General features: G+C 39.2%; 27 protein-coding genes, 1 tRNA gene and 1 pseudogene. 7 read left to right on the plus strand and 22 right to left on the minus strand.

The features are described 5' to 3' along the window. The first annotated feature begins 52 nt into the window (after nucleotides 1-52). Nucleotides 53-373, plus strand: a complete 321-nt coding sequence (locus HPOKI112_RS03095; protein WP_025276830.1) for a YkgJ family cysteine cluster protein — start codon at nucleotides 53-55, stop codon at nucleotides 371-373. Between the two features lie 8 nt (nucleotides 374-381). On the opposite strand, the gene ftsY is transcribed toward HPOKI112_RS03095, so the two are convergent. Both ftsY and HPOKI112_RS03105 read right to left on the minus strand, forming a co-directional pair. After that, nucleotides 382-1,275, minus strand: coding sequence for a signal recognition particle-docking protein FtsY (ftsY, locus tag HPOKI112_RS03100; protein ID WP_025309745.1), 894 nt, complete (start codon nucleotides 1,273-1,275; stop codon nucleotides 382-384). 6 nt (nucleotides 1,276-1,281) lie between these two features. Beyond that, nucleotides 1,282-1,839: a hypothetical protein gene (locus HPOKI112_RS03105; protein ID WP_025309746.1), complete on the minus strand. Its 558-nt coding sequence runs from the start codon at nucleotides 1,837-1,839 to the stop codon at nucleotides 1,282-1,284. A 97-nt stretch (nucleotides 1,840-1,936) separates the two neighbouring features. Here HPOKI112_RS03105 and HPOKI112_RS03110 point away from each other — a divergent pair, with 97 nt between their 5' ends. Both HPOKI112_RS03110 and rny read left to right on the plus strand, forming a co-directional pair. After that, nucleotides 1,937-2,611 carry a 5-formyltetrahydrofolate cyclo-ligase gene (locus tag HPOKI112_RS03110; RefSeq protein ID WP_080276194.1) on the plus strand — a complete coding sequence of 225 codons (675 nt, stop codon included), beginning with the start codon at nucleotides 1,937-1,939 and terminating at the stop codon, nucleotides 2,609-2,611. Next, entirely contained in the window at nucleotides 2,589-4,100 is a 1,512-nt protein-coding gene (gene rny, locus HPOKI112_RS03115; protein ID WP_025309747.1) for a ribonuclease Y, read from the plus strand. The genes HPOKI112_RS03110 and rny overlap by 23 nt, the downstream gene beginning before the upstream one ends. A 6-nt stretch (nucleotides 4,101-4,106) precedes the next feature. Here the strand turns inward: rny and HPOKI112_RS03120 are convergent, their stop codons facing one another. The 15 genes and pseudogenes from HPOKI112_RS03120 to HPOKI112_RS03190 all read right to left on the minus strand — a co-directional run bounded on the left by HPOKI112_RS03120 (nucleotide 4,107) and on the right by HPOKI112_RS03190 (nucleotide 17,853). After that, nucleotides 4,107-5,423, minus strand: coding sequence for an MATE family efflux transporter (locus HPOKI112_RS03120; protein WP_240444033.1), 1,317 nt, complete (start codon nucleotides 5,421-5,423; stop codon nucleotides 4,107-4,109). Continuing rightward, a complete protein-coding gene (locus tag HPOKI112_RS03125) occupies nucleotides 5,423-6,736 on the minus strand; it encodes a Na+/H+ antiporter family protein (RefSeq protein WP_025275874.1) in 1,314 nt (437 codons plus the stop codon). The genes HPOKI112_RS03120 and HPOKI112_RS03125 overlap by 1 nt, the downstream gene beginning before the upstream one ends. 126 nt (nucleotides 6,737-6,862) lie before the next feature. Next, nucleotides 6,863-7,742, minus strand: a pseudogene (locus HPOKI112_RS03130) (carbon-nitrogen hydrolase). A 3-nt stretch (nucleotides 7,743-7,745) separates the two neighbouring features. Then, the gene (locus HPOKI112_RS08335) at nucleotides 7,746-7,892 is read right to left on the minus strand and encodes a hypothetical protein (RefSeq protein WP_000656201.1); all 147 of its coding nucleotides are present in this window, start codon (nucleotides 7,890-7,892) and stop codon (nucleotides 7,746-7,748) included. A gap of 28 nt (nucleotides 7,893-7,920) precedes the next feature. Continuing rightward, nucleotides 7,921-8,580 carry a tRNA threonylcarbamoyladenosine dehydratase gene (locus HPOKI112_RS03140; RefSeq protein WP_162471554.1) on the minus strand — a complete coding sequence of 220 codons (660 nt, stop codon included), beginning with the start codon at nucleotides 8,578-8,580 and terminating at the stop codon, nucleotides 7,921-7,923. Between the two features lie 52 nt (nucleotides 8,581-8,632). Continuing rightward, complete coding sequence (locus HPOKI112_RS03145; protein ID WP_025275877.1) at nucleotides 8,633-8,872, minus strand: hypothetical protein; 240 nt, start codon at nucleotides 8,870-8,872, stop codon at nucleotides 8,633-8,635. Continuing rightward, nucleotides 8,859-9,239 carry a flagellar export chaperone FliS gene (gene fliS, locus HPOKI112_RS03150; RefSeq protein ID WP_001199081.1) on the minus strand — a complete coding sequence of 127 codons (381 nt, stop codon included), beginning with the start codon at nucleotides 9,237-9,239 and terminating at the stop codon, nucleotides 8,859-8,861. Before fliS ends, HPOKI112_RS03145 begins: the two co-directional genes overlap by 14 nt. Before the next feature lie 41 nt (nucleotides 9,240-9,280). Next, nucleotides 9,281-11,338 carry a flagellar filament capping protein FliD gene (gene fliD, locus HPOKI112_RS03155; RefSeq protein ID WP_025309749.1) on the minus strand — a complete coding sequence of 686 codons (2,058 nt, stop codon included), beginning with the start codon at nucleotides 11,336-11,338 and terminating at the stop codon, nucleotides 9,281-9,283. A 16-nt stretch (nucleotides 11,339-11,354) separates the two neighbouring features. After that, nucleotides 11,355-11,714, minus strand: coding sequence for a FlaG family protein (locus HPOKI112_RS03160; RefSeq protein WP_000245951.1), 360 nt, complete (start codon nucleotides 11,712-11,714; stop codon nucleotides 11,355-11,357). A gap of 98 nt (nucleotides 11,715-11,812) precedes the next feature. Continuing rightward, nucleotides 11,813-13,015 (minus strand): murein hydrolase activator EnvC family protein, encoded by a 1,203-nt coding sequence (locus tag HPOKI112_RS03165; RefSeq protein WP_025275880.1) that lies wholly within the window; start codon nucleotides 13,013-13,015, stop codon nucleotides 11,813-11,815. After that, nucleotides 13,008-13,814: an FtsX-like permease family protein gene (locus HPOKI112_RS03170; protein ID WP_025275881.1), complete on the minus strand. Its 807-nt coding sequence runs from the start codon at nucleotides 13,812-13,814 to the stop codon at nucleotides 13,008-13,010. Before HPOKI112_RS03170 ends, HPOKI112_RS03165 begins: the two co-directional genes overlap by 8 nt. Continuing rightward, nucleotides 13,801-14,472 (minus strand): ABC transporter ATP-binding protein, encoded by a 672-nt coding sequence (locus tag HPOKI112_RS03175; protein ID WP_000111063.1) that lies wholly within the window; start codon nucleotides 14,470-14,472, stop codon nucleotides 13,801-13,803. Before HPOKI112_RS03175 ends, HPOKI112_RS03170 begins: the two co-directional genes overlap by 14 nt. Further along, nucleotides 14,420-15,649, minus strand: coding sequence for a tRNA (guanosine(46)-N7)-methyltransferase TrmB (gene trmB, locus HPOKI112_RS03180; protein ID WP_025275882.1), 1,230 nt, complete (start codon nucleotides 15,647-15,649; stop codon nucleotides 14,420-14,422). The genes HPOKI112_RS03175 and trmB overlap by 53 nt, the downstream gene beginning before the upstream one ends. A gap of 10 nt (nucleotides 15,650-15,659) precedes the next feature. Next, nucleotides 15,660-16,907 carry a fibronectin type III domain-containing protein gene (locus HPOKI112_RS03185; protein WP_025276836.1) on the minus strand — a complete coding sequence of 416 codons (1,248 nt, stop codon included), beginning with the start codon at nucleotides 16,905-16,907 and terminating at the stop codon, nucleotides 15,660-15,662. Further along, entirely contained in the window at nucleotides 16,870-17,853 is a 984-nt protein-coding gene (locus HPOKI112_RS03190) for an RluA family pseudouridine synthase (protein WP_025276837.1), read from the minus strand. The genes HPOKI112_RS03185 and HPOKI112_RS03190 overlap by 38 nt, the downstream gene beginning before the upstream one ends. A gap of 134 nt (nucleotides 17,854-17,987) precedes the next feature. Here HPOKI112_RS03190 and HPOKI112_RS03195 point away from each other — a divergent pair, with 134 nt between their 5' ends. From HPOKI112_RS03195 to HPOKI112_RS03205, 4 genes are all read left to right on the plus strand, one after another. After that, a complete protein-coding gene (locus tag HPOKI112_RS03195; RefSeq protein ID WP_025309750.1) occupies nucleotides 17,988-18,452 on the plus strand; it encodes a GTPase in 465 nt (154 codons plus the stop codon). After that, nucleotides 18,379-19,206: a YcjF family protein gene (locus HPOKI112_RS03200; RefSeq protein ID WP_025309751.1), complete on the plus strand. Its 828-nt coding sequence runs from the start codon at nucleotides 18,379-18,381 to the stop codon at nucleotides 19,204-19,206. Before HPOKI112_RS03195 ends, HPOKI112_RS03200 begins: the two co-directional genes overlap by 74 nt. A gap of 22 nt (nucleotides 19,207-19,228) precedes the next feature. After that, nucleotides 19,229-20,374 (plus strand): FtsW/RodA/SpoVE family cell cycle protein, encoded by a 1,146-nt coding sequence (locus HPOKI112_RS08015; protein WP_080276288.1) that lies wholly within the window; start codon nucleotides 19,229-19,231, stop codon nucleotides 20,372-20,374. Then, nucleotides 20,336-20,412: transfer RNA gene (locus HPOKI112_RS03205), tRNA-Ile, on the plus strand. Before HPOKI112_RS08015 ends, HPOKI112_RS03205 begins: the two co-directional genes overlap by 39 nt. Nucleotides 20,413-20,438: 26 nt before the next feature. Here the strand turns inward: HPOKI112_RS03205 and HPOKI112_RS03210 are convergent. The 5 genes from HPOKI112_RS03210 to HPOKI112_RS03230 all read right to left on the minus strand — a co-directional run bounded on the left by HPOKI112_RS03210 (nucleotide 20,439) and on the right by HPOKI112_RS03230 (nucleotide 25,191). Beyond that, nucleotides 20,439-21,395, minus strand: coding sequence for a ribose-phosphate pyrophosphokinase (locus HPOKI112_RS03210; protein ID WP_080275978.1), 957 nt, complete (start codon nucleotides 21,393-21,395; stop codon nucleotides 20,439-20,441). Between the two features lie 64 nt (nucleotides 21,396-21,459). Continuing rightward, nucleotides 21,460-21,945: an HIT family protein gene (locus tag HPOKI112_RS03215; protein ID WP_025275887.1), complete on the minus strand. Its 486-nt coding sequence runs from the start codon at nucleotides 21,943-21,945 to the stop codon at nucleotides 21,460-21,462. A 9-nt stretch (nucleotides 21,946-21,954) separates the two neighbouring features. Further along, nucleotides 21,955-23,436 (minus strand): Mur ligase family protein, encoded by a 1,482-nt coding sequence (locus HPOKI112_RS03220; RefSeq protein WP_025309752.1) that lies wholly within the window; start codon nucleotides 23,434-23,436, stop codon nucleotides 21,955-21,957. Beyond that, nucleotides 23,423-24,148, minus strand: coding sequence for a lipase EstV (estV, locus tag HPOKI112_RS03225; RefSeq protein ID WP_025309753.1), 726 nt, complete (start codon nucleotides 24,146-24,148; stop codon nucleotides 23,423-23,425). The genes HPOKI112_RS03220 and estV overlap by 14 nt, the downstream gene beginning before the upstream one ends. Further along, nucleotides 24,148-25,191: a D-alanine--D-alanine ligase gene (locus HPOKI112_RS03230; protein ID WP_025309754.1), complete on the minus strand. Its 1,044-nt coding sequence runs from the start codon at nucleotides 25,189-25,191 to the stop codon at nucleotides 24,148-24,150. Before HPOKI112_RS03230 ends, estV begins: the two co-directional genes overlap by 1 nt. Between the last annotated feature and the right edge of the window lie 5 nt (nucleotides 25,192-25,196).

Below are 25,196 nucleotides of genomic sequence, written 5' to 3' on the forward strand. Positions count from 1 at the left end.
AGGCTTTAAAAGAGGAAAAGAGGGTGTGAAAGAGAGGGTAAAAGAAGCGAGCATGGAAGAATCAAAAAAGCGAACAACTCTTAATCGTTTCCCTTGCACCTCTTGTGGGCTTTGCTGTAAAAATATCGCTGGGATTATTGAGCTTATTGGGTTTGATGCGGGCAATGGGGTGTGCAAGTTTTTGGATTTAGAAACCAATCTGTGCAAGATTTATGAATCGCGCCCGTTAATTTGCAGGATTGATGAAGTGCACAAAAAGATTTATTCCCATATTCCGCTGAAGGAGTTTTATACCAAAAACGCAGAGGTTTGTAACGCTTTGCAAGAGACAAACCATATGGATATAAGTTTTAGGGTTATTCTTAATCAATAATTTTTAATTTATTGTTCCACAAACACCGCATCAACCAAGTCTGCTATAAAGCGTTCTTCATCAAAAGCGATCAAATCGTCTTCTTTTTCGCCCATTCCTAAATAAAGAATGGGTAATTTCAACTCATACAGCACGCTTAAAATCGCTCCGCCTTTAGAAGTGCCATCAAGCTTAGTCATAATCACGCCATCTAGCGCCAAAGTCTCATGGAAAATTTTGGCTTGCGTGAGCCCAGAACTCCCTTGCGTGCCGTCTAAAATAAGGAATTTATAAAAGGGGGCGTCTTTTAAAACTTTAGAGCAGGTGCGCGCGATTTTAGAAAGCTCGTTTTTAAGGTTGGTCTGATTGTGCAGCCTCCCGGCGGTGTCTATAAAAACTTCATCTATATTTTTAGCGATCGCGCTTTCTATGGTGTTATAAGCTAAAGAGCTTGGATCGCTCCCTTCTTTGGCGCTAATGACTTGAATGTTAAGCTTTTCACCCCACAATTGGAGCTGTTTGACTGCAGCCGCTCTAAAGGTATCGCCTGCTCCTAAAAGCGCTTTTTTATGCTGTTTTAAAGAAAGCTTGGCTAATTTAGCGATCGTTGTGGTTTTACCCGCCCCATTAACCCCCACGATCAAATGCACTAAGGGTTTTGTGGTGATGGTCTTTAGGCGGGTTTTATCATAATAGCTTTCCCCACGCACAAAACGCAACAAAGCGACCTCTAGTTGCTTGGGCGTAATTAAATCGCCTAAATGCTTTAACAAGCTCTCTATCAAATCGTATTGGATGTCAAAGCCAATCAAAATTTCTTCTAATTCCTCTTTAGGAACGCTTTGGCGCTTTTTCTCTTTAGCCTCTTCTTTAATCTCTTCACCCTTAATTTTATTGACAATTTTTTTGAAAAAATTAAACATGGTTTTTTAATCCTTTAAATTGGAAATATCAAATTGGAGCATTTCTATTGGCACGATCCCTTGATACATTTTGATCAATTGGTGTTTGTAATATAAGAGCATGTTAAAAGAATGGTTTAAAGAGTCATGCTTTAAATGATCAAAAAGAGCGGTATCTTTAGGGTTTAAAATTATAAAATCAGCTTGAAAATGTGCGCTAAAGTCTTTGATTTCATCGCTTGAATAGGGTTGATTGAGTAAAATAAGCACCCTCAAACGATCTTTAAAAGTTTTTTTTAAGATGTTAAAGCTGGGGGCGTAATCTTTTAAAAAATCGTCTAAAGCGCTTAAAACTAATAGAGTAGGGGTGTTGGAATCCGGGCTGATATTGAGAGAATCTAAATCGCCTGTAATCGTGTATTCTTGGTTATTCAAATCCATAGCGGTGTAGGTTTTAGGGCTATTTTCTTGTGGGGTATTGTTTTGAGAATCTTGAGATTTTTGAGAATTTTTACAAGCACTAAAACCCAACAAAACGATAAAAACCAGCGCGATAAAACGCAAAAAATAAGCCTTAATTCTCATTATAAACACATCCTTAAGAATAATAAAATGGTAACTAATAACCTAAAATTATACTATAATGTAAGTCTAAAATTTAAGGATTATAACCATTAAAACGATTTTTAGAGATTTTTGTAAAGAACGCTTGAAAAGGGCTAAACCAACCAAAGATAAAGCAGTCAGGGATAAATTGGCTTGCAAGCTTTTGTTTTGGAAACTCAAAGATTATCAAAATATTTTATTGTATAGCCCGTTAGGGCATGAGCTTGACATTAGGCCTTTGATTTTGAAGTTAAGACAAAAAAATAAGCGCGTGTGGTTGCCTAAAAGCATCAAAAAAGGCACTCATTTTTCTAAAGAGGGTTTTACTATCGCACCCTTTAGGTTGCCCTTAAAGCGTTTGGGGTGGTTTGATGAGCCGAGTTTGTCGTGCTATTATAAGCGGGAATTAGATTGTATTGTCGTGCCGATTTTAGGAATGGATACAAGCTTTAGGCGCGTGGGTTTTGGGCTAGGCATGTATGATAGGAGTTTGCCCCAATTATTCAAAAGGCGACTAAAACGCCCCTTAATCGTGTTTGTGAGTAGGGAGTTAGCGCTAGCTAATGGTGTTCTTACAGACGCCTATGACATTGAAGCGGATCTTTATATGAATGCTCGTATCGTTATGAAGAATAATAGAAGGAAACATTATGAGCAACGGGTTAATTTACATTTCATTAGAAGTCTTAGTAGCGTGTTTGATTACCGCTCTAGTCATGTATTATGTGATGAAAAAGATCTATTATGCTAGAGGGCAAGCCACTTTAAAAAGCGCTTCAGCTAAAGCCAAATTAATGGAGTTTCAAGCGAAATCTTTTGTGGAAGCTGAAGAGATGCGCATGAAAAGCCAAGAATGCAAATTGCAACAGCAATATGAAAACAAGAACTTGCAACTCCAAACCCATTTTGATAAAAAAGAAGTGCATTTGAAGCATTTAGAAGCGCAGCACAAAGAATTTGTAAGAGATGAAAAACGCTATTTGGAAAAGGAAAAAAAAGAGCTTGAAAAAGAACGCCAAATTTTAGAACAAGAGAGGGAAAATTTCAAAAAACAGCACGCTGTTTGTAAAGAAGCTCAAGCCAAAGCACTAGATGCGATGCTCAATTACATGGCTTACACTAAAGATGAAATTAAAAGCATGATTTTAGAGCAATTAGAAGAAGAATTAGAAGCCCAAAAAAGCGCGTTAATCAGGCGTTATGAAAAAGAAGCCAAAGAAGAGGGCAAGAAAAAATCGTATGCTATTTTAGCGGAAGCGACAGCCCGTTTTGCGGGTAATTATGCAACAGAGAATTTAACAACTCGCATCGCTTTGCCTTGCTCAGATTATATCGGTCGTGTGATAGGCAAAGACGGGAAAAACATTGAAGCGTTTAAAAAGGTCAGCGGGGTGGATATAGAATTTAGCGAAGATAGCAGCGAATTGTGTTTGTCTAGTTTCAATCTTTATCGGCGTGAAGTAGCGAGCGAGACGCTTAAAATTTTAATAGAAGACGGCCGTATCCAGCCTAACAGGATTGAAGAGATTTATCATAGAGTCGCGCACAACATGGAAAGAGAATTGCTTTCTGAAGGGGAGAGCGTGGTGTTAGAATTGGAGCTTGGGGCTATGGAAGATGAGCTTAAAATTTTAATAGGCAAAATGCGTTACCGCTCCAGTTTTGGGCAAAATGCCTTACAGCATTCTAAAGAAGTCGCTCTTTTAGCCGGCCTGATTGCAGAACAGCTTGGGGGGGATAAAAAGCTCGCCAGAAGAGCCGGTATTTTGCATGATATTGGTAAAGCGCTCACCCAAGAGCTTGGGAGAGACCATGTGAATTTAGGCGTTGAGGTGTGCAAGCGCCATAAAGAAGATCCGGTTGTGATCAATGCGATTTATGCCCACCATGGGCATGAAGAGATTTTGAGCGTGGAGTGCGCGAGCGTGTGCGCGGCTGATGCGCTTTCAGCAGGGCGTCCTGGGGCTAGGAGAAAGAGCGATGAAGAATACGCTAAACGCATGCAAGCTTTAGAAGAGATCGCGCTAGAATTTGATGGGGTGGAAAAGGCGTATGCGATGGAGAGCGGGCGAGAATTAAGAGTGATTGTCAAATCCAACCAAGTTAGGGACAATCAAGTGCCTATTATTGCCAGAAAGATCGCTAAAAAGATAGAAGAGAGCGCTCAGTATGTGGGCGAAGTGGGCGTGCAAGTGGTGCGAGAAAATCGTTTCAAAACGACAGCCACACTCAAGCAATAAGTATTTTTAAGCCTTTTTCCCGCACCTTTTCCATATGCCTTTAGAAAAAACTTTATAATAGATGAATGAGCGCAAAAAAGTTTCTGATGCGATCACCACAAAAATAAATTCCACCTTAAAATGATGAATTAAAAGCAAGTAAATGGGCATGATCCTTAACCCCCATAAGCTTAGGGTGTTAATATATAGTGAGACTTTAGAAATGCCAGCCCCTCTAAAAACTCCATCTAGCACAAAATACCCAATTAAGGGGGCTTGAGAGAGACCCACAGCGATCAAATAAGATCGCGCCACTTCTAAGACTTCTTCATCTTGAGAGAAAAGGCTCGCAAATTCTTTAGCGAATAAGACTAAAACAATCCCTAAAACCCCCATTAAACCCATAGAGATTTTTAAAATCAAATGCGCGTATTCTGTGGCGATCTTTGGCTTGTTCGCTCCTAAATTTTGCCCTGTTAAAACCATCGCTGCGATCATAAACCCAAATCCGGGCATGAACGAAAAGGTTTCAACCCTAATGCCTATTTGCATGCCCGCTAACACCTTATCCCCATAGCTCGCTACAAATTTGGATAAGAGAATTAAAGAAAATAAGCTCAATAAGCGCTCAAACCCGGCCGGCCAACCCACTCTAAACATGGTTTTTAAAAAAGAAAAATGAAAGGTTATTTTGAATTTTAAAGGGATTTTTTTGATTTGTATCCAAACGCCAAGCGCGAGTAATTCCAAATAAGAAACAACCACATTCGCTAAAGCAGAGCCTACAATCCCCATTTCTTTAAAACCAAAATCCCCAAAAATCAAGGCTTGATTTAAAAAAATACATGCTATGACCATGATGATTTTGACAATAAAGGGGGTTAGGGTGTCTGAAAAACTAGCGAGCGCTGAAACTAAAACATTTTTTAAAAAAATACTCGGTAGCGCAATGACTAAGACTTCTAAATAATCTTGCGTCAATTGGCGCGAAGGATCTTGTAATTGCATCCAATTTAAAAAAGGCTCAATCAAAAAATAAGAAACAAACAGCACGCCCAAACAGATCACAAACGCCCCTATAAAAATACTTGAAAAAGCGTGGTTGATTTGAGTAAAATCCCTAGCCCCCACAAGCCTAGAAAGAATGGCGTTAGTGCCGGTGTATAAAATCGTGTTGATGCCATAAAAAAGCATCAAAAATTGCAAGCCCACCCCTAAAGCCACAATGTGATGGTGCGAAATCTTGCCCACAAAAAAAACCGAGAGTGCGACCACCAGCACATCTAAAAAAGCATTGACCCCAGAGGGTAAGGCTAAAGAAAAGATTTTCTTAACTTGATAGATTAGCCTAATAGTAACGCTCCAAGAACTCCAAAAACAATCAAAGGGAGGTTATAGACTAAAAAAGTCGGCACGCATGTGTCATAAATATGATTGTGTTGGTTGTCTGCGTTAAGCCCGCAAGTGGGCCCCATGGTGCTATCGCTAGCCGGTGAGCCTGCATCGCCTAAAGCTGCGGCTATGCCGATGAGTAAAATCGTAGATTCTATGCTAAAACCTAATTTCGCGCATAAAGGGACATAAAACACAGCGATGATAGGAATAGTGCCAAAAGAAGTCCCTATCCCCATAGTGATAAAAAGCCCTACAACAAGCATTAAAAAAGCCCCTAAAAGCTTCCCTTGGACTACGCTTGTGATCGCATTCACTAAGCCCTCTATCGCATGCACTTTTTGCAACACTTCTCCAAACCCACTAGCCACTAACATCACAAAAGCGATAAACGCCATCATCTTCACGCTATCGTCCATTAAAGAGTCTGTTTCTTTAAACTTAATGCCACGGCCTAGTAAGATAATCGCTAACGCTAAAAAGGCGGCTAAGGGCATCGAATCGGTGGCCAATTGGATCACAAACGCCACGACAATCCCTATAAAAGTCAAGTAGTCATGGTAGTTTAATTGAAGCGAGGCGTAATTTTCTATATCAAAAGATTTTTCTTTGTAGTGCCTGGGTTTTTTGTATAGCGTTAATACCGCTAAAAGCAACCCAACAACCATCGCTAACCCCGCTATCCACATCACTCCTGTGATTTGCGCTATGGTGGTGCTAACGCCATTAGCTTTTAATTGCTCTAAAATGGTGGTTTGAAAGATCAAGCCAAACCCTACAGGAAGCACTAAGTAGGGGGCTTGCAAGCCAAAGGTTAAAGCGCAAGCGACCGCTCTTCTATCCAATTCTAGCCGGTTCATTAAATGCAAAAGAGGAGGGATTAAAATAGGGATAAAAGCGATATGCACTGGCACTAAATTTTGCGAAAAACATGCGATGAAAGCGATCAAAAAGCAAAAAGTGGATCGCTTGTAATCCATTAAGCCTATTAATTTACTCAAAGCGACTTTAATGAGATTGCTTTTAGCGATCGCTACCGCTAAAGCCCCTAAAAGGATGTAGCTTAAAGCGATGTTTAAATTGCCTTTCATGCCGTCTATCATCACATTAAAACTCTCTGTGATTCCAAGCCCTCCCATAAGCCCTGCTATGAGAGTCGCGCTAATCATAGAAAGCATGACATTGAGCCTTAAAAGGCTAAGAACGCACATGCAAATGATGGCCACAAAGGCAGGATTGCTCCATACAGAGCTATTTTCTAGCATTTTTGCTCCTTGTTAAAATAAAGATACCGTGCAAAAATGATAGAATTTTTGCGCTTGTTTAGCGCAAAAAATTGCATTTACCATGTTTAACCCTTTCTAACCTTAAATTTTAAACTGATTGACTGATTAAATATAGCGTTTTAACAAATCGTTATAAAAATCAATGCGCCTGTCTCTTAGAAACGGCCACATTCGGCGCACTTCTTCGGTGCGTTCTAAATCAATTTCCGCATACAAAATCTCTTCTTTATCGCTCGCTTTAGCTAAAAACTCGCCCAAAGCCCCCACCACAAAACTAGAGCCAAAAAAAGTAATGCCCCCCTTAATCGTGCCGCTAGGATCTAACTCCACGCCCACTCTGTTAGTCGCAATCAAAGGCAAGCCATTAGCGATCGCATGCCCTCTTTGGATCGTCTCCCATGCGTTTTGCTGACGCTTTTTTTCTTCATTAGAGTCTTCTTCTAAAAACCCTATCGCGCTAGGATAGATTAAAATTTCTGCCCCTTTTAAAGCCATAATCCTTGCTGCTTCAGGATACCACTGATCCCAGCACACCATAAGCCCTAATTTCCCCACGCTTGTAGTGATAGGCTCAAAGCCCAAATCCCCCGGCGTGAAATAAAATTTTTCATAAAATCCTGGGTCATCAGGAATGTGCATTTTGCGATACACTCCAGCGATTGATCCATCTTTTTCAAACACAACAGCGCTATTGTGATACAACCCTTTAGTGCGCTTTTCAAACAAAGAAGCGATAAGCACCACTTGAAATTTTTGAGCTAAAGCGCTAAAAAAAGCCTTATCTTCTTCAAAATATTCGCCCAAATCAAAAAATTTAGGGTTTTCGCTCTGGCAAAAATAACTATAAGGGTTCAATTCTTGCAACACCACCAAATTGGTCTTAGGGTGTTTTTTTAGCGCTTGTTCAAGCAAGTTCGCTGTATGCTCTATGGTTTTTTTTTCTAGAGCCGCAATAAGCATGCTGGAGGACGCTCGCACAAATCATTTTTCACTCTTCTTCATAATCAGAGTTATAGTCTTCATAATCGTCATCATCATAGACATTCTTATAATCCCCATACTCTTCATCTTCTTCTTCAAAGCCCTCTAATTCTTCTTCTTCAAAATCTTCCAATTCGTCTTCGTAATCTTTCATTCCACTTCCTTTCATTGTTGATAATATCTTATTTAATAATGTCTTGCACGACTTCACTCGCTATTTGCAAACCAAAACTCGCTGTAACCGCATTAAAACTCCCAAGCTCTATGCAATGCGGAATTTCAGGGCTAAAAACCACTTTAAAATCCCCTTTAAAACGGCGTTTTTTTAAAAAATCCCTAAATTTACGCCCGAATTTATCGCCATAGCTTTCCCACACGCTCCTTACTTGGATGTGTTTAGGGTTCAAGCGTTTCGCGCTCCCCATAGAGCTGATAAATTTCCCGTAAGCGAAATTTTGACACTTTATCGCTAAGCTTGTTTTAATAGGCAAATCGTCCATGCAATCTAAAATGTAATCATAATCTCTAAAATTAAATGAATTTAAAAACGCTTCATCTATATGCAAATTCAAAGCTTGAATGCCCTTATAGAGATCTTGCAACACCAACACTTTAGATTCTCCTATCCTTTCTGAGCCAATCTGGCGGTTTTGATTGGTAACATCAAACACATCTTTGTCAATGATAGTGATTTGCCCTATCCCCACACGATACAAAGCGTCTAGTGCAAAGCCCCCAACGCCCCCCACACCACAGATTAAAACCCTTTGTTGGCGGATTTTTTCAAAATCGTTTTTAAACAACCACCTTATGCGCGTGAATCTATCTATGGGTTCAGACAATCTTTAGCCTTCAATAAAAATAGTGCTTTTATTGTATCGTAGTTTAAAAAATCTAAGACAAAAATTTTTGAATCTTCTTAGCCTTATGCATTTGTGATTGCAGTTCTTCTTTTTCTTTTTCTAATAATTCAATGCTTTGGGCTATCATTTCCTTAAGGCTTAAAAGCGTGTCTAAATCCAAGCTTTTTATTTGTTCTAAAGAAAGGCGCTCTATCAATGAAAAGGCGAGTTTAGAATCTTTTTTAACAAGAGCGATTTTAAAGGAATCTAATAACATGTTAGGCGAGTTCATCTGAATGGATTTCCCTCCATGCTTCTAACAACCCCCTAGCCACATTCAACACCAAATCAATCTTACTCGCATCATTTTCCACATTCGCCTGCGTTAAAACTTTGATTTGATGGGTGTATAAGCCTGTAAGATACACCGCCACTTCCCCCCCTTTTTCATAATCTAAAATATTCAACAATTCTGTGAAAATATCCGTAACCCTGTTAATATAATAAATCTTTTTTTCAATGTCTTCATTTTCAATACAGCGTTTGGCTTGCGAAGAAAATCTTAAAATCCCTTCATAAAGCATTTCAATGAGTTTTGCCGGGGACTCCACACTCACTCGGTTATGCTGGTAGGCTTGATAAGCGTTAGCGTATTGCATAATGTTCCTTTATCCTTTAAAATTGATAATTCTTGGTTTTTTTAATTCTTTTTAGCCGCCGCTTGATCGATCATCATTTGCACGGAATTGAATTTTTGATTGGCTTTAGAAATTTGGCTATCATAAGCCGCAAAGCGTTCCGCCATGATGTTGTAGCGGGTTTTTAAAAGCTCTTGAGCGCTTTCTTTGTCTTTGGTTAAGCTTTTAGCGTCTCTGTCTAGGGAATCTTCATAAATCTTTAATTTAGCGTTCCCTCCATCTATGAGGTTGGCGATGACTTGATTGAATTTAGAAAAAATGCCCTCTTGGTGGATTTCTCTGCCCCCCATATCCTTGCTATCGCTCCCATAGAAAAAATCTTGAGTCGCTTTAGGATTAGAATTTAAGGCACTACTCAATTTAGCCTCATCTAAACTCATCACGCCCTTATCGTCCAAACTAAGCCCGTATTTCATCAAGCTTTCTACCCCATTGTCCGTATGCACGCTATAAGAAAACACATTATTAAGAGAAGATCGAATCGCGCGAATATCGCCCACGCCGTTAAAAATCCCAGCGATTTTAGTGTCAGCATCATAACGAGTGTCTTCATCTAGTTTAGGGATAAGCTCATTATAGGCTTTGACAAATTCTTTAAGGCTGTCTATAATGGCTTGATTGTCCCTGCTCACGCTAATAATGGCAGGTTTATTAGGCTCTGTGGTTTGCTCTAAAGTGATATTAACCCCGCTAATCACATCATTGACCTCATTAGTGGGGCGTGTGATGCTCACCCCATTATAAGTGAATTCTGAATCGCTCGCTTTTTGCAAATTCTTAGACATAAAAAGCGTGTCTTGTGAAGCTTCATAAGATTGCACCATACCAGCGCTCAAACCCAAATCCTTCAAACTGGCCTTGCCTAAAGCGTCCTCGCCCTTAATGGTGAGCATTCCGGTTTTAGAATTGATCACAAGCTTGCCTTCGGCGTTTTTAAACGCATTCAAGCCTTCTTTAGCGTTGATCGCTTGAATGATAGCGTCTGTGTTTTCTTCGCTGGTGTTGCCCTCTTTGGTTAAAGCGCTCAAATCCAGTTTTTGGCCATTCAAGCTAATCACCCCTTCTAATTTACCCTCTTTTATGGTGCGAGAGCTTTTTAACAAATCGCTTTCTTGGGTGGTGGTTTGCAAAAACCCAAGCTCTTTAGCCTTGCTCCCTTTAATTTCAATGTTTCCCCCACGCCTGTCATTAATGATTAAAGATTCCCCCCCATGAAGAGTGTCTATGGAAATATCCCCATTAGCGATCAAATCTTTAAAATTAGGGTCATTTTCTAAAGCCTGCTCCATCGCTTTTTGGATCGCGGTGTTTTTTTGTTTGATAGAAGCGCTTTCAGGGAGTTCTAGCATGATGGGGACTTCATGCATGTTCCCATCAGCCCCCTTTAAATTCAAACTCACTTCACTTTTTCCGCTTCCATCAACCCCCAAAGAAAGGGCGTTCTTGTTAGTGAGCGTGGATTGGAGGTGTGAGCCAAAATAGATGCGGTTGTCTTCGCCGGTGTTTTTGGTATTCACCATTAATTGGTAGGGGTCATTCCCTCCTGTTTTCATCACAATGCCCATCACTTCGCCGTTGGTAGCGTCCGTGATGCTTTGAGCCACATCGCCTAAAGTCATTCCTGCTTTAATATTAACGGCGTAGTCCTTGTTTTGCGTGTAAAATTTGAGCGTGGTATCCACTTGGCTAAAAATATCATCTCTTGAAGAAAATTTCGCTCCTAATTCGTTAATATCGCCTTGCGCTAAATTTTGCACATCCACCTTAATATCTTGGATAGGCACGCCAGCCCCCACGCTCGCGCTCAACGCATCGCCTGTAACATTGCTTTTTCGGCTGATATAAGTGGAATAATCTGAAAGCGTTTTAACCGGGCCTTTTAGAGATGAAAGGAGCGTTTTAATTTCTACAAGGGCTTTTTGCTTTTCAACATTTTGCTCCATTTTCTTGTCTAAGGGGGCGATTAACGCTTTTTCATCAGCGTCCTTAAGCTTGTCAATCACATCGTAATTCAAAACCTTACTGCCAAGCCCTAATGAGCTTAATGAACCTATTGCCATGTTTTACCTCTAATGTTTAGCCTCTTTTATCAAAGATAATGCCTATCACATCGCGCATTCTTTGCATAAGCTCCACGGCTTCTTTAGAGGGTATTTCTCTTATCACCTTATCCCCATTAGCGTCTTTGACTGAAACCACTAACCCTTTGATCGTATCGTTATAACTAAAATTAATATCCGTGCCAATGCGTTTCATTTCTTCGTTCAGACGCTCGCTCAATAATTCTAGTTTGGGTTTGTATTGATCAGGGTCTATTGTTGTCTTGGATTCATCAATAGTGTTTATAGTGTTTGCGCGACTGATCTCTTTTGTGGGGGTTGTTTGAACGCTTGTGTGAGATGTGGGAATCCCAATCCCTTGAACTTCATTGACCATAAAAACCTCCAAATTTTTCCATGCCTACAAGTATAGTGATTTATTTGTTTGCATAAACTCTTTAGCCAATATCGGCAATAAAAATGATTTGTTAAATCTTAATTGCGCGCGATGAGTTCTAAGGGGTTGATGTGTTTTTCTCTCATGGTAACTTCAAAGCCCAAGCGTTGATCAATGCGCCCTAAAACATAGCCTTTTTGGATCCGCATGCCGCTTTTAATGGTGGGGGCGATTTTATCCAATTGAGAATAAATCGTGCGGATGCCGTTTTTATGCTCAATGATAACGACTTTTTTAAGCATGTTGATTTCTTTAGCGAACACGATTTTCCCGTCCAAAACATTACGCACCAAAGCGTTTGGGGTTTTTGACACTAGCGTAATAGACTCGCTAAAAATTTTTAAATTATAAACCGGGTCAATATAGGGGCCAAATTTTTGCACCACTTCATAATCATTCAAAGGGGCGATCGTTTTTGGCCCGTTATAGCTCGTGGTGTTGATATTTTGATAAGAGCTCGCTACTTGTTTGACTTCTAAGGCTTGAGAAGATTTTTTCAAACTGACTTTTTCTTCATTTTCTCTGTTTTGTTTGATGATATTCAAGCGTTTTAAAAGGGCGTTTAAATTCTGGCGCTCTTTTTCTAAAAGGGTTAGGCGTTGGTTATAGATCGCATAATCTTTTTGCATGCTTAAAATGAGCTTATCTTGTTCGGTTTTCAAGGATTTTAAGGTTACTTCACGATTTTTTTGCTCGTCTATGACAGATGAGATTTTTTGAATGCTGCTTTTGACTTTTAAGGCTTGCGTATTGAGTTCCTTTTCTTCTTGGCTTAGTTGCGACATTTTAGACAGAGTGTTTTGGTGCAAGTTTTCAAACGCTACTTGTAAAATCACATCATTAGAAGAGGCTAAATTCTGCCCCTTTAAGGCTTGTGAAAAAAGAAAATCCTCTAAAAGCGTATCAAAGACCCTCTTTTGTAAAAATGATCGTTGTTTTTGCAAATGATCTAAAGACTTGCGGTAGTTGGTTAGGACTTTTTCTTGCGCCAAACTTTCGTTACGATTTTTTTCAAGACTCTTTTTTAAAGCGATCATTTGGCGCTCCATCTCAGCTTTTTGAAGCTCTTTAGAGCGGATCGCTTCGCCCAAAGAACTCAAACGGCTGTTCAATTGGTTTTTTTCTTCATGGGTTTTTTTCAAAAGGGTTTCTTTGTGCTGGATATCTTTAGCAATATCGCTCACTTTTTGCGTGTTAGCTGATAGTAAGGTGGCTAATAAAAATATTCCTAATTTATACATGTCTAGTCCTCCAAGCTACAAGTAAAACAGAAACAAATGAGACTACAAGGCTAAAAAGCAGTCCCCATAAAAAATGGTTTAAAACAAACGCGCCTCCTATAATACCCAAAGTATCCATCGTTTTTTCAAAACCTTTTTGCGAAGTGATATAAAGCATGAGCATGGGGGCTAAAAAACTAGCGATTAGAGAATCCATTAAAGCTATTTTATACAAAAACCCGTTTTTAAAAGACACCGAAGCCCCTAATAAATCCATGATTTCTAACCTCTCATGGTATTGATAGATCCAGATGCGGACTTGCTTAAACATCAATAAAACCGATAAAACAAAGACCACTAACGCAAAGATATAGACCGCTGCTTTAATAAAACTCAAGAGATCATACACTTGCATGTAAGTTTTGGCAAAGACTTCAACTTTTTGAACGCCAGGGATTTTGAGCAATTTTTCTTTAATGTTTTCTAAACGCTCTTGAGTGGGGAATGTGGAAAGTTGTAAAGAATAAAAAAAGGGTAAATTTTTTTTTAATTCCTTAAGCCCGTCTGTGCCTAAAGTTTTTTGAAGAGGCTCTAAAGAATAATTAGGATCAATTTCTTTTAACGCTATGATTTCGTTAAAATTTTGACGCAACAATTCCAAGCTTAATTTTTGCGTGCTGGCTAACACGACCGAATAATCTTCAATCAATTTTTTTTCTTTCTGTTCGATCGCTTGATTGATAAATAACACACACTCCAAGCTAAACAATAACGCTACTAGGGGAATGATAAAGGCTAAATGCTTTTTAAGAGTATTCATAAACTTCCCCATCTTCTATGTAAAATTTTCGGTGATAAGCGCTAAAATTTTTAGGGAATTTGTGCGTAACCACCACGATCGTAGCGTTTAATTGCGTGTTCATGCCCCTTAATAGGCTCCAGATTTTATCGCTAGAATAATCGTCTAAATTCCCGGTAGGCTCATCGGCTAAAATGAGTTCAGGGCAGTTCGCCATAGCCCTAGCCATAGCCACTCGCTGTTGTTCGCCCCCGCTGAGCTCTTTGGGGTAGCGGTTAGCCTTATGGCGTAAATCAATATGCCCTAAAAGTTTTTCTAGCTGCAAATGGCATTCTTCTTTTTTAACGCCACAAATCACCATGGGCAGTTTGATGTTTTGCTCAATCGTGTAATCTTGGATCAATTTATAATCTTGGAAAACCACGCCAATATTTTTACGCAAATCCAAAATCGTTGCTTTTGAAGCGTTGTTCATGTTGATGTTGCAAACTTCTAATTTACCGCTAAAAAGTTTTAAATCCCCATAAAACGATCGCAAAAGCGTGCTTTTACCGCTCCCGCTAGGCCCTGAAATGAACACAAAATCCTTGCGTTTGATGCGTAAATTAGCATGCTTGATGACCGGTTCATTTTGCTGGTATTGTAAGCATAGATTGTTCGCTGCGATGATCACACTCATCCAATTCCTTTTGGCTTAGGATATTTTGAAGTAAAAGATGCGCTTTGTGGTTGTTTAAGGTTTTTAAGGGGCTTTTATTGAGGTAAAAAATCTGATTTTCTGTTAATAAAACAAACAAACGCACAGGCCAATCAAAATCCCCCATACTCAATTCCACTAAAAAATCCCCCTTATCCTCATAAATATTACAAACATGCACAAAATACCCCTCTTGGATGATTTTTTTGGTTTTTAAAATCGTTTTAACGCTCTTTTTACTCATTGTTATTGTATCAAAAGAAAAATCAAATGCATGGTTATCAAAAGGGGTTTCATTTAATTCTAAAGAATAAATTCTTAAATCATAAATATCTTTTTTGAGTTTATTCCAACGCGCTTCATACTTGCTGATAACCGGTATTTGAGCGTTTTTTTTGATTTCTATCTCGCATTTAAGGTTTTTTAGGGCTAATTTCAAGCTGTCTTCAAAATAAAGGCTATCATCGGTTCGTAATTCCAAAAACCCTCTAGGCTTTAAAACCCTTAAAGCTTCGTTTAAAAACTTTTCGCTTAGCACCCGGCGGTGTTTTTTCTCATTCCATGGCACAGGGAAATGCACAAAAATTTTCTCGCATTTGTGATTTGGCATGCTCTCTAAAATCAAACGGCCATCGCCTTGCAAGATGTACAGATTTTTTAAATCCAACAATTCAATTTGCTTTAACGCTTGCGCGATAGAGGGGGTGTGAATCTCTATCCCTAAGCATGTTTTAGTGGGGTTGTTTTTGGCTAATTCTATCAAATGCCTACCGCTCCCAAAACCAATTTCGGCTAAAATAGGGGCTTGATTTTTTTGAATAAAGTCTTCAAAAGCCTCTAAATCAAGGGCTTTTTTTCCGCTCGCATGTTTAGAATTTTCTTGCAAATTATGCGAAATGACCTCAAAAGATTGCGAATAAATCCTTAAAGCTTGTTTTAAAACCTCTCTTTTTAAGGGCGTTGCTTTTTCGCTTTTGATTAAAAAATCATTCGCTCGTTGGATTTTTTGCAATAAAAAAATATGATCCTTAAAACTCGCATACACACAGCTTTTAGTAGGGTGTTTTAAGCTTAAAAATTCCCTATGAAAACAAAAATCCCCCTCAATTAAGGGGTATTCTAAAGGTTTAAAATCCAGCTTGGCTAAAAAATGGGGCATTAAAACCCTTTTAGCGCTCTAAAAACAAACGCACTTCTTTGCTTGGGTGCGACTCTAAACCATCTTTATCCACGCTCACCACTTGATAGCGATAAGCCACGCCCACTTTCATGTCCTTATCCACGAATTGGTTTTTGGTGATATTCCCAAAGCGCAAAGGGGTTTTAGAGTTGGCTTCAAAACGATACACCGCATAAGTGGCTATTTTGGCGCTTGGGTTATTTTCCCATTGAATGAGGGCTGAAGAGTCTTGAATAGTCCCTTTAGTGATGATAGGGGCTTCGGGCCTGTCAGCGGTCTCACCCATTGCAGGCTCTTTGGGTAATGCCCCTTCAAGATGCGTTTTATCTACGGCAACGACTTTATAATAGCGCGTAAGGTTGTCTTTTTCTATTTTATCTACATAGGAAGTGTTGGTGGTTTGAGCGATGAATTTGTATTTATCGTTGCGGTTATTGGAAGCGTAAATGCGATAAGCTATCACATCTTCTTGGGTGGATTTGTCCCAACTCAATTCAATGTGTCGTGTGAGGTTTTGGCTCACTCTAACATTAGTGATTTCTTTGGGTAAGTCTTTGGTTTTCCCCTCCACTATCACGCTAGGCCTGGATTTATCCCCCATGAAATTTTCAGCGATGACTTGGTAGCGGTATTTTTTCCCATCCTCTAAATCTTTATCAAAAAACTCCACAAACAAGCGGTTTTTTACAGCCCCTACATTTAAAAATTTGCCGTCTTTATTCTGCCTTTGAATGATGTATCTTGAAACGCTGGGATTTGGGTGCGGGCTCCAAAAGACTTTCACGCTTTTAGGGTATTCAAGGCTTGCAAAAACGCTTTCTACAGGATTGATAAAAGAGGTTTTTACTAGAATGGGGTCTGAAAGGTTAGAGATTTTATCGCCCTTGTAAGTAGCGAGTTGGTAAGTGTAAGAACTCTCTGTTTCTAGCCCCTCATCATAATAATGGGTCGCATAAGGGTTTTTAATCGTGGCGATTCTTTTAAGCTTGGAGTCTTTTTTCAAACGATACAAAATAAACCCATCAATGTCATAAGTATCAGCGATTTTAGGCCATTCAAAGCCCACTGAACTCACATCGTTAATGGTTTTAATAGAATAAACTACCGGAAGCTTAGTATCTATATTTTCTTGATTGTTAAGGGCTGAAAAAGTATGATTCCTGGTAGAAGAACACCCTATAAAAACCGCTAATACCACACTACTTTGCAATAAAAGCGTGAAGTATTTTTTCTTCATCCAAGACCTCATCTAAATTCTCCTTGTTAAAAACTTTTTTAAGATATTCTAACATATCCTTTAATAGGGGAACTTTAAAGCGCAGTTTTTGCTCGCTTCTAGGGTGTTTGAACTCTATCAAATAGGCATGCAGCATGATTCTTATTTCTTCTTTAGAAAGCGCCCCATTAAGCCCGTAAAGATTATCGCCTATGATGTGTCTGTTCAAATATTCTAAATGCGCTCTGATCTGGTGCGTGCGCCCAGTGAATAGTTTAGCCCCTATCAAATCCATGCCATTTTGAGAAGTCAGCAAGCTAGTAAATTCGCTTTTAGAATAGCGGCTTTTTTCTTTTTTAGCCGCTTTGAGCGCTATCATTTTTAAGCGGTTATTGGGGTTTCTTGCCAAATAGCATTCCACGCTCATTTTTTCTTCTTTTAAGGGCGTTGAAAGCAAGGCGATATAATAGCGCCCCATCATTTTAGTTTTGAGTTGCTCGCTCAAATGAACATGGGTAAAATTGTTTTTAGCGATGACAATCCCTCCGCTCGTATCCTTATCCAAACGATGCACAATCCCATAGCGCTCTTTTAAGCCCAGATTAGAAAGCTCGTAATTTTTAGATTCCAACCAATCCACTAAAGTAGGCTCTTTCACGCTTGGGGCTTTATGGACGACTAGATTAGGGGGCTTATTCAACACTAACAAGTCTTCATCTTCAAAAATAACTTCTATTTCTAAATCAAGCTCTTTTTTTAAGGGTTTGGGCGCGATTTTGGGCGTTAAAAGCGTGATTTCATCGCCCTCTTTTAAGGCTAGCCCCCCTTTTTTGACCTCCTTTTTTTGACAAAACACTAACCCTTCTTTAATCAAATTCAATACCTGGTTTTTAGAAATTTGCAATTCTTTGGCTAAAAATTCATCAATGCGTTTGTAATGGGTAGGGGCGATGAAAACTTTTTGCATTCAAACTCTTTTTTTGCATTTTTAAAAACCATTATTCTACTCAAAACCTTAAAAAAATCCTATTTCATTATTTGAATACGCTATAATCGGTGCGACAACATTTTGTGACTCAAATCATTTTTAAAGGGGTTCTAATGGAACATAACGGGCATGATAAACTGAACGGCATTTTGCGTGGCTTTTTAGGCGACTCATTCACGCTTGATGGGAAAGAGGGAGGATTGAACATGAGCAAGATGCTTGAACACATCAAAAAAGAAAAACCAATCATGAATATTTTGCTCATGGGAGCTACTGGGGTGGGTAAAAGCTCGCTCATTAACGCTCTCTTTGGTAAAGAAATCGCTAAAGCAGGTGTAGGAAAACCCATCACTCAGCACCTTGAAAAATACATTGATGAAGAAAAAGGCTTGATTTTATGGGACACTAAATGCATTGAAGCTGCAGATTACCACGACACCATGCAAAGCATTAAAAAAGAAATGGAAGATTCTTTTAAAACGCTTAATGAAAAAGAGGCTATTGATGTGGCGTATCTGTGCGTTAAGGAGACTTCTAGTAGGGTTCAAGAGAGAGAGAGAGTTATTAAGCTTCGCTAAAGATTGGAATATCCCAACGATTGTCGTTTCCACAAACACACAAGAAAAAGCCGGCGATGCGTTTGTTAAAGAAACTAAAGAAATCATAGATAAAGAATGGGGGTTTAAAGGTTTTGTCAAAGCTTATGTGAGAGTCAATTCCGTTGCCTTTTCATTTAGGGGGTTGAAAGTCCCTGTTGAAGGTTTAGAAGAATTGGTAGATGAAACGAAAAAATGCTTGATAGAAGCTAATAAAAACAAACAAAACCATTTCTTACTGATTCAAAAAGCTAATATCCAAGCAAGAAAACAAGCCATGATAGAGAAATGTAAAACCATTATCCATGTTGCATCAGGAGCGGCTGGAGCGGCTGGGCTTATCCCCATACCCTTTAGCGATGCGTTCGCTATCGCGCCCATTCAAGCAGGAATGATTTATAAAATGAATGACGCTTTTGGAATGGATTTGGATAAATCTGTGGGTGCGAGTTTGGTCGCAGGATTGTTAGGCGTAACCGCTGTTGCGCAAGTGGGGAGAACGCTCGTTAATGGTTTCCTTAAATTCATTCCTGTTGTGGGGAGTGTTGCAGGGGGTGCAACCGCTGCTGTTATCACAGAAGGCATTGGGTTTGCGTATTTGAAAGTGCTAGAAAGGTGCTTCAATGATGAGACGGGCGAAGTCAATTTGCCTGGTGAAGTTGACATGATAACCTCTCTCTTTAAGGAGAATTATCTCAACTTGGATACAATCAAGAAATTAACATTAAAACCATAAGATTAGGGGTTATGAAAAACGCATGGCATTAGACAAAAGAATCTGGATGCATTTTGATTTTTTGCCTTTTGTGTTTATCATCCCCTTGCTTGTGGTTTCTTTTTTATTGATTTTTGAGAGCAGCGCGGCTTTGAGCTTAAAGCAAGGGGTTTATTATGCGATAGGGTTTCTTCTCTTTTGGATCGTGTTTTTTATCCCTTTCAGGAAGCTCGATCGCTGGCTCTTTGTGTTTTATTGGGCGTGCGTTATTTTATTAGCGTTAGTGGATTTTATGGGATCAAGCAAGCTTGGAGCGCAGCGATGGCTAGTCATTCCCTTTACCTCTATTTCCTTACAGCCTAGCGAACCTGTGAAAATCGCTATCCTTTTATTATTGGCGCATTTGATTAAAATAAACCCACCCCCTTTTAAGGGCTATGATTGGGGCATGTTTTTAAAGCTCAGTTTTTACATTTGCTTACCGGCGGCTTTGATTTTAAAACAGCCTGATTTAGGCACGGCTCTTATTGTGTTGATCATGGGTTTTGGGATTTTATTGATCGTGGGTTTAAGGACTAGGGTGTGGCTCCCTCTTTTTATCGCTCTTTTAGTGGCTTCGCCTATCGCTTATCACTTTTTGCATGATTACCAAAAAAAGCGCATCGCAGACTTCCTTTCTGAAAAGCCTAATTACCATGTCATGCAATCCATTATCGCTATAGGATCGGGCGGGTTTTTAGGCAAATCTAAAGAAGCCTGCACGCAAACCAAATTCAAATTCTTGCCTATCGCAACGAGCGATTTTATCTTCGCTTATTTCGTGGAGCGTTTTGGGTTTTTGGGGGCTATGTTGCTTTTTGCAATTTATATAGGCTTGAGTTTGCATTTGTTTTTTTACATGTTTGAGAGCAACAGCGATTGGTTTTTAAAGATTGTAGCCCTTGGGATTTCTATTTTAATCTTTGTTTATTCCAGCGTGAATATCGCCATGACTTTAGGGTTAGCCCCTGTGGTGGGGATTCCCTTACCCTTATTCAGCTATGGGGGGAGCAGTTTTATCACTTTTATGATCCTATTTGCAATCCTAGAAAACCTGCTTGCTTTTCGCTATATTTTTGGATACAATAGCAAACCATCTTTTGGGAATTTTGGATTCTTAGCTCAGCTGGTCAGAGCGCTCGGCTCATAACCGATTGGTCGTAGGTTCAAGTCCTACAGAATCCACCACTCCCACTTTTCTTTTATCCCCTTTTTTAAGTGAAAAGCGATTGGACGCTTTCGTTATGATAAATCCTTCTGATCACTTCCGCAAATAAGGGTGCTACGCTTAAAGTGGTGATTTTATCGCATTTTTGAACTAAAGGGATAGAGTTAGTTACCACCACTTCATCTAACGCGCTTTCTTTAATGCGCTTGATCGCATTCCCGCTCAAAACCGCATGCGTGCCTAACGCCATGACAGAAGTTGCCCCTTGCTCTTTTAAGGCCAAAGCGGCTTTACAGATCGTGCCTGCGGTATCAATCATGTCATCCACTAAAATCACATCGCGCTCCTTGGCTGAGCCGATAATATTCATCACTTCGCTTTCATTAGCTTTTTCACGGCGCTTATCCACGATGATTAAATCTAACCCCATTTGATTGGCAAAATACCTAGCCCTTGTAACCCCACCCACATCAGGGCTAGCGATCACAGGGTTTTTTAACGCTTTAGAGCGGATATAGTCTCTAAAAACGATAGATCCGTATAAATTATCCACCGGCACATCAAAAAAGCCTTGGATTTGCCCGGCATGCAAATCCATCGTGATGATCCTTTCAATCCCCACTTCTTGCATCAAATTAGCGACCATTTTAGCCGTGATAGGCACTCTTGGAGCCGCTTTTCTGTCCTGTCTGGCATAGCCAAAATACGGCAACACCGCTGTGATAGAATTGGCCGAACTGCGCCTTAAAGCATCTACCATGACTAACAATTCCATTAAATTATCATTAACCGGCACGCAAGTGGGCTGGACAATAAAAATATCCTTACCGCGCACCGATTCGCTGATTTGGATATTGATTTCGCCATCGCTGAATTTGCCTATCACCGCTTTGGATAAGGGAAAGCCTAAATGCTTTGACACTTCTTTGCCAAATGTAGGGTGAGCGCTCCCTGAAAAAATCTTAAACCCACGCATCTTTGTCTTAAACCCACGCGCCTTCATCGCTTACACTCCCTAAAATGAATTAAAATCAATTGTAGCGCACCCAAACTAAAAGCGTTTGTTTTCAACCAAGCTCCTTTTCTAATAAGTTTTTTAAGGTAAGATAGGTTTTATTTAAATCAATCCCGCACACCCTGGTTTGAGCGATAACGCTCATAAAATTGCTATCGCCTAAAAACCTAGGCACTAAATGCATGTGCAAATGCTCAGGAATCCCTGCTCCGGCGTTTCTGTGCAAATTCAAACCTAAATTGATCCCTTGAGCGCCATAAGCATACAACGCTTTTAACGCTTTAGGTGCTAATATATTCATGTTCAGCCAAGTATTCAGATCTAAAAGTTCAACGCTCGCTTGATGCACATGAGGGACGATCAACAAATGCCCTGGGTTATAAGGGTAGGCGTTCATCACCACAAAGAGATCGCTATTTCTATAAAGCACTCTGTTTTCTGGATCTTTTGTAGGGTTTTGAGAAATTTCACAAAAGACACAACTCTTATTTTTCTCTTTCAAATAACTTTCGCGCCAAGGAGCGTATAAATGTTGCATGTTCATTTCCTAAATGTAATTAGGGGCGTCATTAGCGAATAAAATCAAATCGCCTTGAATCGTGGTGGCTTGTAAGATATTTTCCAATTGCGTCTTATCCTTAAGTAAGATTTTTTGGGGGGTTTTCAATTTTGAAGCAATCGTTTTGGAATTCAACTCCCCTGTGATGATGGCGACATCAAAAACCCCGTCTATTTTTTGCACTAAAATCTCATTACTTTCTGTATTGCTTTCCACTAATCCCGGTGTTACAATAACCTTACGCCCTTCATACAAACTCGCTAAACGAATGCCCTCTAACATGCCCTTTAAATTCCCATTAAAGCTATCGTCTATGATGATTTTTCGATTCACTTCCAAAAGTTGCAAGCGATGGGCGATAGGGTTGAGTTCCAAAACAAGCCGTTTGATCCTTTCGGTTTCTAATCCTAAATGTTTAGCGATTAAAATGGCTGAAGCGATATTATAAGCGTTAAATTTGCCTAAAACCTTCGTTTCAAAGCTTTCCCAAACGCTATCTATAAGCATTTCAAAAGAAGTGCCTTTTAAAGTGGATTGGATGTTTTTAACCAGGCTAGAATAGTCTATTAAAGGGCTGTCTTTGGGGGCATAGGGCTTGATTTTTTCTGCAGAGTAACAAAAGGCTTTTTCTAAGCGTTTGGAATCCAATAATTCCGCTTTAGTCTCGCAAATATTTTCTAAAGTTTTAAAGTATTCTAAATGCTGTTCGCCCACTTCTGCGACCACGGCAATGTGCGGTTCAATAAGGCGGGTGATTTCTTTAATATCGCCCTTATTCCTTGCCCCGGCTTCAGCGATATAAATTTCACTCTTATCGTCTAAATTCTGGTTAATATCATTCGCAAGCCCTAAAAGGGTATTGACGCTTTTGGGGCTTGCATGCGTGTTGAATGTGGTTTGTAAGATTTGAAGCAAGAAATTTTTGGTGCTGGTTTTCCCAAAGCTTCCGGTAATGGCGATGACTTTTAAATTCTTTAAAGAGGTGATTTTATCTTTAGCGGTTTGCAAATACCGTTTGGATAAGACTTTTTCAGAGATTAAAGAAGCGCTTAAAACGAATATAAACAAACACAAATAGCCTAGCGCAAGCGAAATCCCATCCAAAGGGACTAATTCTGTATTTAAGATTTCATGCAAGATTAAAAATAATAATAAGAAGATAAAAAAGCGCTTCACCCTTGGCGTGAAAACTAAAGGTTTGTCGTTGCGTTTGGCCCAAACAATGAGCATGGGCATTTGAATAACGCTGCAAAAGAAATCAAAAACAAACGGCATTTTGAAAGCATACGATAGGATAAACACCCCCAAAGGCAATAAAAAATAAATCCCATGCCAACGCATTTTGTGGTGCTTGGTTAAGATCCTAAACACGCTGTAATGATACCATTGCAATAAAGTCATTATATAATAGCCAAGCCCTGTTATAAAGAGCCAACGAAACGCTAAATTCAGCCAACTAAGACTTTGCATGATGATAATTCTCCACTAGTTTTTCAATCTCTTTTGCCTGGTTTAAAAAAAAGAAATGATCCCCTTCTAAAACGAATAACGCGCTTCTTTTCAATAAGGTTTGCATTTTTTGAGCGGAGCTTAAGGGGGTTGCTTTATCATCTTTACCCCAAAATAATAAAACTTCTTTCTCGCATCGTTTGAAATGATCGCTAAAGTCTTCGCTAATTACTTTTTTAAAGGTTTCATACATCGCTTGATTAAGCCCCATAGCGTCCTTACTCCTCAAAAACCCTAAATTCAAGCCTGATTTTTTAAAGATTTTAGCTAAAAGGATTTTACAACGCACTTTTAAGGGTTTTGGCTCTAAGATCCCTGCGCTGCTCAATAAAACAATGCGTTCGTTTTCGCACAAGATCGCTACTTTCCCTCCAAAGCTATGCCCAAAAACGACATGCACTTTTTTATCCACGCTTTTTAAGAACAGATTGATGATATTAGCATAATCTTTAGTCTCTAAAACTTTTTCATCGTTAGGGCTTTGATTGAAGCCGGGCAAATCCACATACAAATGGTTGTAATTTAAAAAACAGCCTTGAAACGCTTGTTGCATGATTTCTTTAGAGCTCCCCCAGCCATGCAAAAACAAGGCGTTTAAAGGGCTATGGTGGTCTATAAAAGTGTAGGAAATGTCAAAAACGCTATCCAAATAAGCGATACTGCGTTTGGCCATTATTTATTCTTTTGGATTTGCAACAAATAAGAGTTTTTGATTTGGATTTTAGGGGTTTTGGGTAATGATTGCGCTAAATTTTCTAGCGTTGTTTTAAAATCATCAAACAAATAATTGGCTAAACTGCCAGGAATGGGGTTGATCTCATTAAGATACACTTCATTTTCTATGACAAAAAAATCGCAACGGATGAGCGCGCCATCAAACAAATCGTTATAGAGTTTTTTAAAATTTTCTTTCAATTGTTCTTCTAGGGCGTTAGAAAGATTCGCTTTAGGGGCTTTATTGCGTGAAAAATCCAAATATTTTTGTTTGAAATCTAAAAATTCCTGTTTGTTAGGCTCTTCAATATAGGAAAAACAAAAATCCTTTTTGATCTTGCAACCGGCTAAATTGTATTCTTTCACTCCCTGAATGAAAGGCTCTATTAAGACCTCTTTAGAATATTCAAACGCGCCGTCTAAAGCGTAAATCAATTCTTTTTCTTCTTTCACAACGCTCACCCCTAAAGAGCTACCGGCATTACTGGGCTTGATGATGAAAGGAAAATTAAAGCCAATCAAATTCAGAGCGTTAGCACGGTTTTTTTCATTCAAAAGAACATAATCTAAAGTCTTTACCCCTAAGTCTTTGGCATAAAGCTTGGTTAAATATTTGTTATAACTCAACACGCTCGCTTCAATCCTAGGGCCTATAAAAGCGATACGATAAAATTCTAACAAGCTCGCTAATTTCCCGTCTTCGCCATCGCCCCCATGCACAAGATTAATCACTAAAGGCAATTCTATAATTTTAGCGCCTAAAAACGAGTTTTTAAGCAAGCCATTGTGTGTGAGGATTAGGGGGGGTAATTTTTTTTCTTTGATTTGAGCGAAGTATTTTGAATGCATGTTAGATTCTTCAATCAAGTAAAAATGATGGTTTTCATCTAAAAAAATAAAATATTTAATCCTATCCTTTAGCACTTCTTTAAGCGCGATCGCGCTCACAATACTGATTTCATGCTCAAAACTCGCCCCACCAAATAAAACGCAAAATTCCACGATCA

Source organism: Helicobacter pylori oki112, assembly GCF_000600085.1.
Classification (GTDB): Bacteria; Campylobacterota; Campylobacteria; order Campylobacterales; family Helicobacteraceae; genus Helicobacter; species Helicobacter pylori_CY.

What these genes read in the sequence shown, in the direction of transcription:
- estV (WP_025309753.1), bottom strand. Translation starts at nt 24,148, where the DNA reads ATGGCCAAACGCAGTATCGCTTATTTGGATAGCGTTTTTGACATTTCC.
- HPOKI112_RS03125 (WP_025275874.1), bottom strand. Translation starts at nt 6,736, where the DNA reads ATGCTAGAAAATAGCTCTGTATGGAGCAATCCTGCCTTTGTGGCCATC.
- HPOKI112_RS03095 (WP_025276830.1), top strand. Translation starts at nt 53, where the DNA reads ATGGAAGAATCAAAAAAGCGAACAACTCTTAATCGTTTCCCTTGCACC.
- HPOKI112_RS03160 (WP_000245951.1), bottom strand. Translation starts at nt 11,714, where the DNA reads ATGGTCAATGAAGTTCAAGGGATTGGGATTCCCACATCTCACACAAGC.
- HPOKI112_RS03210 (WP_080275978.1), bottom strand. Translation starts at nt 21,395, where the DNA reads ATGAAGGCGCGTGGGTTTAAGACAAAGATGCGTGGGTTTAAGATTTTT.
- HPOKI112_RS03105 (WP_025309746.1), bottom strand. Translation starts at nt 1,839, where the DNA reads ATGAGAATTAAGGCTTATTTTTTGCGTTTTATCGCGCTGGTTTTTATC.
- HPOKI112_RS03200 (WP_025309751.1), top strand. Translation starts at nt 18,379, where the DNA reads ATGTGGCGTATCTGTGCGTTAAGGAGACTTCTAGTAGGGTTCAAGAGA.
- HPOKI112_RS03185 (WP_025276836.1), bottom strand. Translation starts at nt 16,907, where the DNA reads ATGAAGAAAAAATACTTCACGCTTTTATTGCAAAGTAGTGTGGTATTA.
- rny (WP_025309747.1), top strand. Translation starts at nt 2,589, where the DNA reads ATGAAAAAGATCTATTATGCTAGAGGGCAAGCCACTTTAAAAAGCGCT.
- fliS (WP_001199081.1), bottom strand. Translation starts at nt 9,239, where the DNA reads ATGCAATACGCTAACGCTTATCAAGCCTACCAGCATAACCGAGTGAGT.
- HPOKI112_RS03215 (WP_025275887.1), bottom strand. Translation starts at nt 21,945, where the DNA reads ATGCAACATTTATACGCTCCTTGGCGCGAAAGTTATTTGAAAGAGAAA.
- HPOKI112_RS08015 (WP_080276288.1), top strand. Translation starts at nt 19,229, where the DNA reads ATGGCATTAGACAAAAGAATCTGGATGCATTTTGATTTTTTGCCTTTT.
- HPOKI112_RS03220 (WP_025309752.1), bottom strand. Translation starts at nt 23,436, where the DNA reads ATGCAAAGTCTTAGTTGGCTGAATTTAGCGTTTCGTTGGCTCTTTATA.
- fliD (WP_025309749.1), bottom strand. Translation starts at nt 11,338, where the DNA reads ATGGCAATAGGTTCATTAAGCTCATTAGGGCTTGGCAGTAAGGTTTTG.
- HPOKI112_RS03190 (WP_025276837.1), bottom strand. Translation starts at nt 17,853, where the DNA reads ATGCAAAAAGTTTTCATCGCCCCTACCCATTACAAACGCATTGATGAA.
- HPOKI112_RS03145 (WP_025275877.1), bottom strand. Translation starts at nt 8,872, where the DNA reads ATGAACTCGCCTAACATGTTATTAGATTCCTTTAAAATCGCTCTTGTT.
- HPOKI112_RS03175 (WP_000111063.1), bottom strand. Translation starts at nt 14,472, where the DNA reads ATGAGTGTGATCATCGCAGCGAACAATCTATGCTTACAATACCAGCAA.
- HPOKI112_RS08335 (WP_000656201.1), bottom strand. Translation starts at nt 7,892, where the DNA reads ATGAAAGATTACGAAGACGAATTGGAAGATTTTGAAGAAGAAGAATTA.
- HPOKI112_RS03195 (WP_025309750.1), top strand. Translation starts at nt 17,988, where the DNA reads ATGGAACATAACGGGCATGATAAACTGAACGGCATTTTGCGTGGCTTT.
- HPOKI112_RS03165 (WP_025275880.1), bottom strand. Translation starts at nt 13,015, where the DNA reads ATGTATAAATTAGGAATATTTTTATTAGCCACCTTACTATCAGCTAAC.
- trmB (WP_025275882.1), bottom strand. Translation starts at nt 15,649, where the DNA reads ATGCCCCATTTTTTAGCCAAGCTGGATTTTAAACCTTTAGAATACCCC.
- HPOKI112_RS03170 (WP_025275881.1), bottom strand. Translation starts at nt 13,814, where the DNA reads ATGAATACTCTTAAAAAGCATTTAGCCTTTATCATTCCCCTAGTAGCG.
- ftsY (WP_025309745.1), bottom strand. Translation starts at nt 1,275, where the DNA reads ATGTTTAATTTTTTCAAAAAAATTGTCAATAAAATTAAGGGTGAAGAG.